Below are 12,887 nucleotides of genomic sequence, written 5' to 3' on the forward strand. Positions count from 1 at the left end.
CAGAAATAAAGATATGAGGAGTTTGAAACATGAAAAAGATTATGGAACAGATGGCGGAAGAACTTTCCGCCGCATTTGAAAAAGCAGGTTATGATCCATCCTACGGAAAAGTTACTGTTTCCAACAGACCGGACTTATGTGAGTATCAGTGTAACGGTGCTATGGCAGGAGCCAAAGCATATCACAAGGCACCGTTTATGATCGCTGATGATGTGGTAGCACAGCTGTCAGACAGCCGGATCTTTTCCAGAGCAGAAGTTGTAAAGCCTGGATTTATCAACCTGGATGTGAAACCGGAATTTGTTGCAGAATACATGAATAAGATGGCAGAGGATGAGAAGCTTTCTGTTGAGACTGCCAAGGATCCGAAGACGATCATTATCGACTATGGCGGACCAAACGTTGCCAAGCCGCTTCACGTAGGACATCTCCGTTCTGCGATCATCGGTGAGAGCATCAAGCGTATCGGACGTTTTGTAGGACATAAGGTGATCGGTGATGTACATCTTGGAGACTGGGGCCTTCAGATGGGACTGATCATCACCGAGCTGAAACACCGGAAACCGGAGCTGGTATATTTTGATGACAGCTTTACCGGTGAATATCCGGCAGAGGCACCGTTTACCATCAGCGAGCTGGAAGAAATCTATCCATGTGCCAGTGGGAAATCAAAAGAGGATGAGGCTTACCGTAATGAGGCACTGGAAGCAACCCATCTTCTTCAGCAGGGCAAACCCGGATACATGGCTCTCTGGAACCACATCATGAATGTATCTGTAACAGACCTGAAGAGAAACTACGCGAACCTGAATGTAGACTTTGACCTCTGGAAAAAAGAATCCGATGCACAGCCGTACATCCCGGATATGGTAGAGGATATGAAGAAGAGAGGATTTGCCTATGAGGATCAGGGCGCTCTTGTTGTAGATGTAAAAGAAGAGAATGATACCAAGGAGATCCCTCCATGTATGCTTCTGAAATCAGACGGAGCTTCTCTCTATACAACCACAGATCTTGCTACTATCGTAGAGCGTATGAAACTTTTTCAGCCGGATGAGATCCTTTATGTTGTTGACAAGCGTCAGGAGCTGCATTTTATTCAGGTATTCCGCTGCGCAAGAAAAACTGGTCTTGTAAATCCGGAAACCAAGCTTTCCTTCCTTGGTTTCGGTACCATGAATGGAAAAGACGGTAAACCGTTTAAGACAAGAGAAGGCGGTGTTATGCGTCTGGAGAACCTGATCGCAGATATTGATGAGGAAATGTATCGTAAGATCGTGGAGAATCGCAGTGTAAAAGATAAAGATGCAAAGGATACTGCCAAGATTGTAGGGCTTTCCGCGATCAAATACGGAGATCTTTCCAACCAGGCGACCAAGGATTACATCTTTGATGTTGACCGCTTTACATCCTTTGAGGGAAATACAGGTCCGTATATCCTTTATACTATCGTTCGTATTAAGTCGATCCTGAACCGTTATGTGCAGGAAGGAGGAGATTTAAGTGCAGGTAAGATCCTTCCGGCAGTCAATGCCAGTGAGAAGAACCTGATGCTTCAGCTTTCCGGCTTTGCAGCAATGGTTGAGAACGCTTTTGAAGAAAAAGCACCACATAAGATCTGTGCATATATCTATGAGGTATCCAATGCATTTAACAGCTTTTACCATGAGACTAAGATCTTAAGCGAAGAGAATCAGGCACAGAAGGAATCCTTCCTTCAGTTGCTCCAGCTTACAAGAAGAGTACTTGAGACAAGCATCGATCTTCTTGGATTCTCTGCACCGGATCGTATGTAAGGTATAGTTTTGCAGATACAAACACTATAAATAATGACAGACCGCCGGATAAAGAGACATTTTTTGTCTGCTATATTCGGCGGACTTTTTATATAGAAAGTTCTTTGCAAAAGGAACAGGATGTGCTATAATAGAGCTCATCTTAAATGAGGGCAGATCACGAATTTCTGCCTGACTATAAGTTGTCTGATTTTTTTCAAACCGGAATTCACCGGATTATCCCAAATCAATAAGAAATGTAATCATAAATATTGTCTGACAGAAATGAGAGGAAGGTGGTCTGTCTGATCGGAAATGTTCTGAAAGAACGTTATTGTATTGTGGAACAACTTGGACATGGCGGAGGTGGAAGCCTTTATCTGGCAAAAGATATGGAGCTTGGTATCTGTCGTGCAGTGAAAGAGATACCGATCGCAAAGAAAAAAGAAGCCAGACTCATGCAGTATCTGGAATATCCTGCAATACCGAAGATTATCGATTATGTGGAAACAGGGGAGAACTGTTATCTGATCATGGAATATATCAAGGGTCAGTCGCTGGGAGAACTTCTCCGTTCAGGGAAACGGTTTTCTTTACGGGAAATCCTTGCTCTGGGAAAGGAGATTGCCAGAGTATTGGAATATCTTCACAGTCGGAAGCCACCGGTCTGTTACGGGGATCTGAAACCGGATAATCTTATGTTTTCTGAAACCGGGCATCTGTATCTGATAGATCTTGGAAGTGCCATGTTCGATCATGGAAAAATAAAACAGATTTGTGAAGGAACGAAAGGCTATGCGGCGCCGGAGCAGTATCAGGGCTACTTAAGACCGGGAAGTGATATTTATGCTCTGGGGAAGACCCTGGAAAAACTTTGCAGAAAAAAGAAATGGCAGTGGATTTTATATCCGGATTTTTTCTGGTTTCTGTTCCGATGTACCAGAAAACAGGAAAAATACCGATATTCAGATATGTCAGTGGTTCAGAAGAAAATCCAAAAGCTGGAAAACAGATATCGGACGATCACCTGGAGAAAACGATTTTTGGAAGCGGTAGCTGCGGGGATTCTGATAGGAACACTGCTTTTGATAGCAGGAACACTGAAACCGGAAGAGTTTTCTATTGTGATCTCAGAAGTAACAGATTTATATTACGAAGCCAGACAGTATCCGGAAGACTCAAAAGGTCGGAAAAAGTGCTGTATTGAAGCAGAAAAGAAACTGCAGAAGTTAAACAGAAATTATGGAGAAAAGGAGCAGCAGCGTCGTATTGAACTGCTGCTGGCATGTAATGCGGAGCTTTTGGATGAACCGGAAAAAGCAGCTTTGTATTATGAAAATCTTCTTCTGTATGATGCAGAATATCCTGTGGCCTACGGAGAATATGGGATGTTTCTTATTCGGACCGGTCAGAAAGAGGCCAGCAGAAAGTTGTGGGAAGATTATAAAAAGAAAGAAAAAGCAAAATTATTGGATGATAGTGAGAGCAGAAATCTGAAGCTTTGGGAGGAGATCAATGAGAAAAAGAAGAGAAAGTGATCAACAAAAACCAAAAGAAACGGAAATCTCCAGTGAGAGAATCTGTTGTATTGTTTTGTTTCTGGTGGTCTTATGCAGCTGGATGATTCCTTCTAATGCTGTTTATGGATTTGATGTGTCAGGGATGGACAGTTTTGATACCGGCGGATTTGATATGAATGTGGGAGAAGGAACCGGACAGCTGCCGGAAGACTGGGAAGAAAGCTATGCAGGAGAAGGAAGTGATGACAGTAATTGGAACAGAGAAGAAGGAAATACTGAGGAGCATTCCGCTGCCTGGGCAGAATCAGAAAATGATCAGGAGGAGTCTGCACAATGGAATTTAGATTTTCAGACAGATGAGGCACGTTCTCAGGAAGAAAGCCTTATGGAAAATGGAAATATTCCGGAAGAAGCAGATATAGCTGATACGCCTGCGGAAAAACTGACGGAAACGCCGATACCAACAAAACTGCCAATACTGACTGAACAACCGATCCCTATACAGACAGTGGCAGCAAGTCCATCTGTAACGTTGACTCAAAAACCAGTTCGAAAGTCAGCAACAGATGCATCAAAGGGGGAGAAGAAGCAAAATCCGGCATTATCTTACTATCAGACAGAACCAACAGGAACGCCGGATAAGAAAAGAGAAAAAGAGCAAAAACCGGTGATCCGAATGAAAACAGACGGTAACAGGATCCGGATAGAGATCAGTCCGGATATTCCGTTCCAGATCCTTTCATTTCGGATCAATGGAAAAGAATGTGATTTTTACTGGCAAGGAAAAAAGCTTCTGGCGGAATTACCGAAAAAAAGCAGAAATTCCTGGAAAGCAGAACTCCTGGGTTTTGTGAAATCCGGTAAGCTGTACTATGAAAGCATGGACTTACCAGAAAAACAGTGATACAATAGGCATACTTGCTGATTATTTTATACAATAGGAGGAATTTATGTATAAGGCAATCTTTTTTGATCTTGACGGAACACTAACAGAATCCGGAGAGGGGATTACGAAATCCGTACAGTATGCACTGGAGAAGCTTGGAGTTTCAGCACCGGATCTGGAGCCACTGAAAGTTTTTGTGGGTCCGCCGCTTCTGGAACAGTTTATGAAATATGCGGGATTTGATAAAGAGACAGCGCAGAAGGGAATTGAATATTACAGAGAGAGATATTCAGAAAAAGGAATGTATGAGAACACTGTTTATCCGGGCGTGGAAAACACTCTGGCAGAACTGAAACGTCGTGGCTACAGACTGGCTGTGGCGTCTGCGAAACCGACCTTTTATGTGACACAGATCATGGACCATTTTAATCTGAGTCGGTATTTTGAGGTGATTGCCGGGACGGATCTAAATGGACCGAAAGTAACCAAATCCCAGGTGATCGAGGAAGCTCTGGAAAGAATGAGTCTTTCTGATCACCGTGACCAGGTGATCATGGTGGGTGACAGAGAACATGACATTCTTGGAGCCAGACGATGCGGGATCCAGTGTGTGGCTGTATCTTACGGATATGGAAGCAGAGAAGAACTGGAAAAGGCACAGCCTCTTCAGATCGTAGCTTCCGCAGATGAACTTCTGAATTTTTTCGTCTGACCCCTCTGCACAGACAGAATATTTTTCAAATAGTGTGGAGGGAGCTTTATCCGGCAGGAATCCATTATCTTATCGGACAGATCCTCGGAAGTGCCGTGCTTCTCTGGCTGGCAGGGCATGTCGGCAACGTACAGGAAAGGTATTATAGTTATACGCTGGTGATCACCGGACTTACCGGAGTGCTGGTCATGTTTCCGGCAGTATATTTTTATCGAAAGGATCGTATAGGAAGGCTGATCGGCGGTTTGACTTCCGTTGAGGAACAACGGCTATCTATTCCTGAAATGCTGCTTCTTCTTGCAGCTGGAGCCGGATTTGCCCAGTATGCCAATGTGCTGGTGGCGATCCTGCAGAATTGGATCTCATCCAGCTATGGAGAAACGATGACGAAGATTACCTCAGGAAAGAGTTTATTTATGATGATCTTCTGGATGGGGATCATAGCACCTGTTGCAGAAGAAATGATCTTTCGCTGGCTGATCTATCTGCGACTTCGGGATCACTTTTCAGTGCTGGTTTCCGCTGTGATCTCTGCGGCGTTTTTCGGAATTTATCACGGAAATGTCCTGCAGGCTGTGTATGCGTTTGTTCTGGGAGGAATTTTTGCGTGGTTTCTGGAGATGGGCGGTAATAAGTGGACCAGCGTGCTGATGCACATCGGAGCCAATACCTGGATACTTATTTTCAGTGAATACGCCCAGACTCTGGTGGAAAAATCCGGAGCAGGAAACCTTCTGATGATCTATGGTGTTTTTGCGGCAGCGATGGTCGGAGGATATCAGTATTTTGCACGCCGGGGAGAAAAACGTGGCTACCGGGCTGTCTGATCCGATGTGAATCACGAATGTCTGCCTGCTACTGGCTCAGGCAGAGTGATAGATAAATATTTGCTTTACAGAGAATCTGTAGTGGGATCATAGTATAGGGATGCCATTACAGATTTTTTTATAAAAATATGTCGGAATCTTTTTTTGCCGGTAAATTTATACAGATTTTATATTTATTTAAGAGACCATTTCTTGCGTATCTTTGTATCACGTGCTATTATAAGTGTATTAAAAGAATTAATACACTTAATACGCAGATTACAGAGAAAGGAGCATCGTATGTTATTCTTGGACTATCAGGACAGACGTCCCATTTACGAGCAGATCGTAGAGAAATTCCGGATGCTGATCCTGTCAGGAGCTGTGGAGCCATCTTCCAAGATGCCGTCTGTGCGGCAGCTGGCCGTGGAATTATCCATCAACCCCAATACCATCCAGCGGGCATATATGGAACTGGAGCAGCAGGGGCTGATCTGTCCGGTGAAGGGAAAAGGCAGTTTTGTCACAGACAGCAGCAGGATCAGGCAGATCGGTATGGAAGAAACCTTAAGTGAGCTGAAAAAGATCACAGAAAAGGGAATGGCTCTGGGAGTAGGGGAGGAAGAAATGATCGGTGTGATCCGCTTATGCTATAAGGAGGGAAACAATGATTGAGATAAAAAACTGCAGCAAAGCTTTTGGTAAGATACAGGCAGTAAATAAGGTCACCATGGATATCGGGGAACGGGAGGTTTTTGGACTGATCGGTTCCAACGGTGCGGGAAAAAGTACTCTGCTCCGTATCATGGCCGGGATCATCCGTCAGGACAGAGGAGAGGTGCTGATGGATGAAGAATTGGTTTTTGAAAATGAAAGGATCAAAGAGCATTTTTTCTACATCCCGGACGATGCATATATTCCGACAAATTACAATGCTCTGGACATGGCAGAATTTTACCGTTGTATTTATCCGGGATTTCAACAGGCACGTTTTGAGACAATGATGAAGCAGTTTCATCTGGATGGAAAACGAAAAATCAGCACTTTTTCCAAGGGAATGAAGAAACAGCTTCTGGTGATCCTGGGAATCAGTACAGGAACGAAATATCTGTTTTGTGATGAAACCTTTGATGGCCTGGACCCGGTAATGCGCCAGGCAGTAAAAAGTATTTTTGCATCGGAGATCATGAGTCGTGAATTTACGCCGGTGATTGCTTCCCATAATCTCCGTGAGCTGGAAGATATCTGTGATCACATCGGGCTTCTTCATCAGGGAGGAATTCTCCTTTCCAGAGATCTGGAGGATATGAAATTCCACATCCATAAGATCCAGTGTGTACTTGCTGACAAAAAGAAAGAAGAAGAATTAAAGAAAGAGCTGGATGTTTTGAAAACAGAGCATCAGGGCTCCCTGCTGCTTATTACTGCAAGGGGAACAAGAAGAGAGATCATGGAGAAGATACAGGCAAAAAATCCTCTTTTCTGCGAAGTGCTCCCACTGACTCTGGAAGAAATATTTATCAGCGAAACGGAGGTGGCAGGCTATGAAGTCAAAAATTTATTCCAGTGAGTATATGAAATCCTCTTCTAAAGGACAAAGATGGATCCCAGCATTTGCCATGGTCGCATTTCTCCTTGCATTTCCGGTAGCGGAACTTATTTTGATGGGAAAATGGAATGAGCGCAGTTATACTCAGAGTCAGCTTTCCTATCTGTATTCCAGCCTGTGGAGCAGTGACTTTCTCACAATGGGAGCAGCTGTGGCTGCGGTAACCGCATTTTTTGCAGCAGTAAGCGGCTTCTGGTATCTGTATTCCCCGAGAAAAGTGGATTTCTATCACAGCCTTCCGGTAAAGCGAAGTGCACTGTTTCTGCACAGAGTATTGTTGGCTGTTCTTTATTATCTGGTGCCATATGTGATCATGGAATTTGCTGCGGTATGCATCGGGGCAGCCAGAGGATATTACAGCCTTTCCATTATGAAAAAGGCACTGATCCTGTTGGTTCTCCATCTCCTGATGTATCTTCTGGTGTATTTTTCCACAGTGCTGGTGATCGCCTGCACCGGTACCATGTTGATGGGAGCACTTGCATGGGCAGGGCTGTTTACCTACAGTATCGTTCTGGCAGTGATGCTGCAGTTAAGCGGACATTTATTTTTTGATACCTGGTACGAGGGCAATTACGGAATTCTGGCAGCAGTGCGGAATCTGGGATCTCCTCTTATGGCGATCGTAAGCTTTATAGATAGATACAGCAGCGGAAGCTTTGGAAAGCAGTTGTTGATACTGATCCTTACGCTGTTTATCATGGCAGCACTTTCCTGGATGGCATTTTGCAGACGAAGGTCAGAGAATACCGGAAAAGCTCTGGTATATACCTGGATGGAGCCGGTCTTAAGTGCCCTGATCACAATACCATCCGGACTGGGGATCGGTCTGATCTTTTATATGATTCCGGAAGATTCATCCAAAACAGCATGGTGGATCTTCGGAATGATATTGGGAACGATCCTGGTCCATGGAATTCTGGAAGTGATCTACGAAATGGATTTTCGCAGATTTTTCTGCAGAAAAGTGCAACTTATGATCTTTGGAGGTGTTGTGGCAATCTGTGCGCTGACCATGAAAATGGATCTTCTGGGATATGACAGTTATTTTCCGGCTTATGACAATCTTCAGGGAGTTGTGATAAATGTAAGCAATCTTTCATATACAGAGCAGCTTTGCAATGTGGAAAAAAAAGAAGACGGAATCTATAAGATCCGGTATACTGCCACCTCAGACAATAGTTCTGGTCTGGTGGATCAGCCGGTGATGAAAAGTAAAGCATTATATAACAGTCTGGAGGATATCAGGCTTCAGAATGAAAAAGGAAAAAAATCAGGAAAGCGCGTGTATGTGCGCTACATAAATAAACAGGGATTCAGTGTATGCAGAGGTTATAATGTATCCTCTGCACAGGCACAGAATCTTATGGAAGCCCTGTATGATGAGCAGACATGGAAAGAAGACAGATATTCATTTTTCCAGCTGGACAAACAGTATCTGAAAGAGGTCACCGGTACTTTCTGTGACGGAGATATTCAAACATTATTTGAGAAAAATGCAGAGAAGCGTCAGGCGCTGGCAGAGGCGCTGAGAAAGGACATTTTGGAAAACGGCGGTCAGACAGTAAAAGACCAGCCATGCGCAATGCTGATGTTCGATTATGCGGGAATTCCGTCAGAAGGATACATAGATGAATGGGGAATGAATGTACCGGCTGTTCAGGAAGGAGAGAGGGTGTCTACATCTGTTCTGGTGTATCCGGCATATAAGAGAACACTTGCAATTTTGGAAGAAACAGGATATCCTCTTTCCATGGATGAGCTGTCTGTTGAGTATATTAATGTTTATTACTTCAGCTCCGAAGCTGCCGGCGAAGATGATGAGGTTTTTTCCGACATTGAGCCTGTTTCGGATCTTGAAGAAACAGAGAACGGTTATAAAGTCCGTTACGATAAAAAGGAACAGCTGGAAACCCTGAAAAAGTGTATTCGCCCATCACAGCTGGTAAACGGATGGACTATCTGGAATGCAGATGTCACAATGGAAGTGGTTTTGGAAGGACAGGAGAGCACCGACGGGGATTCCGGACTTTATATGATATTTGCCGGTGAGATCCCGGATTTCATCAGAGCAGATGCAAAGGCAGCCCATGTAACAGAATGGGAGGTAAATGATTAATGGAAAAACCAGTCCGGCTGGATAAATTTCTGGCAGATGCCGGCGCAGGTACACGAAGCGAGGTAAAAAAATACATACAGAAGGGTCAGGTGCAGGTTAACGGGAAATCTGTGAAGAAACCGGAACTGAAAGTAGCAAAAGAAGATCAGGTGGTTATGAACGGGCAGGAAATTCATGCTGCACCGGAATATGTATACTATCTTTTTAACAAGCCGGCGGGCTGTGTCAGCGCAACGGAGGACTCCAGAGATAAAACGGTTCTCGACTATATTGAAGAGAAAGACAGAAGAAAGGGTCTTTTTCCGGTGGGACGCTTGGATAAAGATACAGAAGGCTTTCTTCTGATCACAGATGACGGTCCTCTGGCACACGAGCTTCTTTCTCCGAAAAAGCATGTGGATAAGACCTACTATGCAAAAGTATCCGGGAAAGTGACAGAAGAAGATGTCGTGAAGCTGGCAGAAGGCGTGGATATCGGGGAAAAAGATCTCACACGACCGGCAAGGCTGGAGATCCTTTCTACCTGGGAGTCCGGTACAGAATCTGCAGAAGCCGGTAAGAACTGGGAATCTGAGATCCGACTTACCATCCACGAGGGAAAATTCCATCAGGTAAAACGGATGATGGAGGCACTGGGAAAAAAAGTAACTTATTTGAAAAGACTATCCATGGGGCCGCTGGCGCTTCCTTCAGATCTTCCGACAGGAAAATATCGTTCGCTCACCGAAAAAGAGCTGGAGCTTCTGAAGTCTGCCGGAAACCGCTGAAAAACAGAAAAAAATTGGAAAAATCCCCTTTACATAAGGGGATTTTCTATGCTATAATTCAGAAGTTGCAAAAATAAGCACGCACGGCGATTCTATAAGGATGGTGCCCTACGGTGTGAGGATGGGTCCAGAGAGAAGGCGACCTGTGCGGAAGAATTTAACCAAAAAGGAGAAAAGACATGAGCGTTATTTCAATGAAGCAGCTTTTAGAGGCAGGTGTTCATTTCGGACATCAGACAAGAAGATGGAACCCTAAAATGGCTCCGTACATCTACACAGAGAGAAATGGTATCTATATCATCGATCTTCAGCAGTCTGTAGGAATGGTTGACGATGCTTACAATGCAGTAGCAGATATCGTTGCCAACGGTGGACACATCCTTTTCGTAGGAACTAAGAAACAGGCTCAGGATGCTATCCGTACAGAGGCAGAGCGTTGTGGAGAGTTCTTCGTAAATGAGAGATGGCTTGGTGGTATGCTTACAAACTTCAAGACAATCCAGAGCCGTATCGCAAGACTGAAAGAGATCGAGACAATGGAAGCTGACGGAACATTCGACGTACTTCCTAAGAAAGAAGTTATCGAGCTTCGCAAAGAGCTTGTTAAGCTTCAGAAGAACCTTGGCGGAATCAAAGAGATGAAGAGAATCCCGGATGCTATCTTTATCGTAGATCCTAAGAAAGAGAGAATCTGCGTACAGGAGGCTCATACACTTGGAATCCCGCTTATCGGTATCTGCGATACTAACTGTGATCCGGAAGAGCTTGACTATGTGATCCCGGGAAATGACGATGCTATCCGTGCAGTAAAACTCATCGTTTCCAAGATGGCTGACGCTGTTATCGAGGCTAAGCAGGGAACTGCTGAGGCAGATGGCGAGATCGAGGCTGAGTCTGAGGAGTTTGCAGCTACAGAGGAATAATTCGTATAAACAGAATATTTCAGGAGGAAACGAACAATGGCTATTACAGCAGCACAGGTAAAAGAGTTAAGAGAGATGACCGGCGCCGGAATGATGGATTGTAAGAAAGCTCTTACAGCTACAGAAGGCGATATGGATAAAGCAGTTGAGTTCCTGCGTGAGAAGGGTCTTGCTACAGCACAGAAGAAAGCAAGCCGTATCGCAGCAGAGGGTCTTTGCAAAACTCTGGTAACAGAGGATGGAAAGAAAGCAGTCGTTGTTGAGGTTAATGCTGAGACAGACTTCGTTGCAAAGAATGAGAAATTCCAGAGCTATGTTGCAGATGTTGCAGCACAGGCACTTAACACAACAGCAGCTGATATCGATGCTTTCCTTGCTGAGGCATGGGCACTTGATACAACTAAGACTGTAAAAGAGGCTCTTGCAGCTCAGATCGCAGTAATCGGCGAGAACATGAACATCCGTAGATTTGCTCAGGTTGAGGAGCAGAACGGATTCATCGCTTCCTACACTCATATGGGTGGAAAGATCGGCGTTCTTGTAGACGTTGAGACAGATGTTGTTAACGATGCTGTTAAAGAGATGGCTAAGAACGTAGCTATGCAGATCGCAGCTCTGAAACCGCAGTACACAAGCGACAAAGAAGTAAGCGCTGAGTACATTGAGCATGAGAAAGAGATCCTTATGGCTCAGATCCAGAATGATCCGAAGGAGTCCCAGAAACCGGCTAAGGTTATCGAGGGAATGATCACAGGACGTATCAAGAAAGAGCTTAAAGAGATCTGCCTTCTTGACCAGACATACGTAAAAGCAGAGGACGGAAAACAGTCCGTTGCTAAATACGTAGAGCAGGTAGCAAAAGAGAACGGCGCTAAGATCCAGATCAAAGGCTTCGTTCGCTACGAGACAGGCGATGGTCTTGAGAAGAAAGAAGAGAACTTCGCTGAGGAAGTTGCAAAACAGATGGGCAAATAATCTGTTATCTGCATATCTTTAATAAGATCCATAAAACCCTTGAAAATCAGTATTTTCAAGGGTTTTTTTATATTATTCACTTCATATACTGCATTATAAAATATGGATAGATTATAGCAACAAGAAGTTGCTTTTCAGAACATGGATCTATCTTTATGATATGATAATGGAGGTGACGGCTATGTAAACCAAGTAAAATAAAAATTCCGCTTTACAAATTACAGATAAAGTATTAAAATAAACAAGAAGATATCTTCAGGGCAGGGTGAGATTCCCTACCGGCGGTAAAGCCCGCGAGCCGAGAGGTATGATCCGGTGAGATTCCGGGGCCGACAGTACAGTCTGGATGGAAGAAGATGATAGTACAGTTGATTTTTTGTATGAATGAATGTAGTATCAGAGCTCTGAGATGGTGATCCATTTCAGAGCTTTTTATATAGAAAATCAGACATTCATTTATCGATCAGATGTAACCGATCAATTCCACCCTGCAGATATTTCTGCAGGCTTTTTTTGTATCTGGTACATCGTTTTCGAAATAAATATACCACTTACTTGTCTGTGAATACGATTGCACAGGTCTAAAAGTTTCGGCGTACCAGAGCGTGTTTGAAAAATCATTCCTGCAATCTGCACGCCCCACTTTGCGGTATATTTTGCCCGAATTCAGTTGCCGTAGCCCGCTACGGCGCCCTCATCCGGACAAAATCTCCCACAAATTGTGACGCACATCTTGCAGAAAGCCTTTTTCAAACACGCTCTAGACAAAGAACAGGAATAAGAAAGAAGGAATAA

11 protein-coding genes, 2 pseudogenes and 1 riboswitch are annotated in these 12,887 nt (G+C 44.2%); of the genes and pseudogenes, 12 read left to right on the forward strand and 1 reads right to left on the reverse strand.

Going from position 1 to position 12,887, the window contains the following annotated elements; genetic code table 11:
* Positions 1–29: 29 nt before the first annotated feature.
* From argS to tsf, 11 genes are all read left to right on the forward strand, one after another.
* Positions 30–1,796 carry an arginine--tRNA ligase gene (gene argS, locus DWX61_RS02980; protein ID WP_118623711.1) on the forward strand — a complete coding sequence of 589 codons (1,767 nt, stop codon included), beginning with the start codon at positions 30–32 and terminating at the stop codon, positions 1,794–1,796.
* Between the two features lie 275 nt (positions 1,797–2,071).
* A complete protein-coding gene (locus DWX61_RS02985; RefSeq protein WP_182433935.1) occupies positions 2,072–3,313 on the forward strand; it encodes a serine/threonine protein kinase in 1,242 nt (413 codons plus the stop codon).
* Entirely contained in the window at positions 3,291–4,199 is a 909-nt protein-coding gene (locus DWX61_RS02990; protein WP_118623715.1) for a hypothetical protein, read from the forward strand. Before DWX61_RS02985 ends, DWX61_RS02990 begins: the two co-directional genes overlap by 23 nt.
* Positions 4,200–4,245: 46 nt before the next feature.
* Positions 4,246–4,893, forward strand: coding sequence for an HAD family hydrolase (locus DWX61_RS02995; RefSeq protein WP_118063528.1), 648 nt, complete (start codon positions 4,246–4,248; stop codon positions 4,891–4,893).
* A 32-nt stretch (positions 4,894–4,925) separates the two neighbouring features.
* Positions 4,926–5,720, forward strand: coding sequence for a CPBP family intramembrane glutamic endopeptidase (locus DWX61_RS03000; RefSeq protein ID WP_244791154.1), 795 nt, complete (start codon positions 4,926–4,928; stop codon positions 5,718–5,720).
* A 279-nt stretch (positions 5,721–5,999) separates the two neighbouring features.
* Complete coding sequence (locus DWX61_RS03005) at positions 6,000–6,374, forward strand: GntR family transcriptional regulator (protein ID WP_015524662.1); 375 nt, start codon at positions 6,000–6,002, stop codon at positions 6,372–6,374.
* Positions 6,367–7,269: an ABC transporter ATP-binding protein gene (locus DWX61_RS03010; RefSeq protein ID WP_118623717.1), complete on the forward strand. Its 903-nt coding sequence runs from the start codon at positions 6,367–6,369 to the stop codon at positions 7,267–7,269. Before DWX61_RS03005 ends, DWX61_RS03010 begins: the two co-directional genes overlap by 8 nt.
* Entirely contained in the window at positions 7,244–9,427 is a 2,184-nt protein-coding gene (locus DWX61_RS03015; protein WP_118623719.1) for a DUF6449 domain-containing protein, read from the forward strand. The genes DWX61_RS03010 and DWX61_RS03015 overlap by 26 nt, the downstream gene beginning before the upstream one ends.
* Entirely contained in the window at positions 9,427–10,194 is a 768-nt protein-coding gene (locus DWX61_RS03020) for a pseudouridine synthase (protein ID WP_118623721.1), read from the forward strand. The genes DWX61_RS03015 and DWX61_RS03020 overlap by 1 nt, the downstream gene beginning before the upstream one ends.
* Positions 10,195–10,373: 179 nt before the next feature.
* The gene (gene rpsB, locus DWX61_RS03025) at positions 10,374–11,117 is read left to right on the forward strand and encodes a 30S ribosomal protein S2 (protein ID WP_044960678.1); all 744 of its coding nucleotides are present in this window, start codon (positions 10,374–10,376) and stop codon (positions 11,115–11,117) included.
* Positions 11,118–11,153: 36 nt separating this feature from the next.
* Positions 11,154–12,092, forward strand: a complete 939-nt coding sequence (gene tsf / locus DWX61_RS03030) for a translation elongation factor Ts (protein WP_118623723.1) — start codon at positions 11,154–11,156, stop codon at positions 12,090–12,092.
* 247 nt (positions 12,093–12,339) lie between these two features.
* A riboswitch (FMN riboswitch) is annotated at positions 12,340–12,454 on the forward strand.
* Between the two features lie 115 nt (positions 12,455–12,569).
* On the opposite strand, the pseudogene DWX61_RS19500 reads toward tsf, so the two are convergent.
* Positions 12,570–12,812, reverse strand: a pseudogene (locus tag DWX61_RS19500) (DUF6783 domain-containing protein).
* Here DWX61_RS19500 and DWX61_RS19505 point away from each other — a divergent pair.
* Positions 12,762–12,887, forward strand: a pseudogene (locus tag DWX61_RS19505) (DUF6783 domain-containing protein); the annotation flags it as partial. The pseudogenes DWX61_RS19500 and DWX61_RS19505 sit on opposite strands and share 51 nt — an antisense overlap.

This window comes from Ruminococcus sp. AF20-12LB, assembly GCF_003478985.1.
Classification (GTDB): domain Bacteria; phylum Bacillota; class Clostridia; order Lachnospirales; family Lachnospiraceae; genus Blautia_A.

Coding starts and splice junctions, on each gene's coding strand:
- DWX61_RS03015 (WP_118623719.1), top strand. CDS start 7,244: ATGAAGTCAAAAATTTATTCCAGTGAGTATATGAAATCCTCTTCTAAA.
- argS (WP_118623711.1), top strand. CDS start 30: ATGAAAAAGATTATGGAACAGATGGCGGAAGAACTTTCCGCCGCATTT.
- DWX61_RS03010 (WP_118623717.1), top strand. CDS start 6,367: ATGATTGAGATAAAAAACTGCAGCAAAGCTTTTGGTAAGATACAGGCA.
- DWX61_RS02990 (WP_118623715.1), top strand. CDS start 3,291: ATGAGAAAAAGAAGAGAAAGTGATCAACAAAAACCAAAAGAAACGGAA.
- DWX61_RS03020 (WP_118623721.1), top strand. CDS start 9,427: ATGGAAAAACCAGTCCGGCTGGATAAATTTCTGGCAGATGCCGGCGCA.
- rpsB (WP_044960678.1), top strand. CDS start 10,374: ATGAGCGTTATTTCAATGAAGCAGCTTTTAGAGGCAGGTGTTCATTTC.
- DWX61_RS03005 (WP_015524662.1), top strand. CDS start 6,000: ATGTTATTCTTGGACTATCAGGACAGACGTCCCATTTACGAGCAGATC.
- tsf (WP_118623723.1), top strand. CDS start 11,154: ATGGCTATTACAGCAGCACAGGTAAAAGAGTTAAGAGAGATGACCGGC.
- DWX61_RS02995 (WP_118063528.1), top strand. CDS start 4,246: ATGTATAAGGCAATCTTTTTTGATCTTGACGGAACACTAACAGAATCC.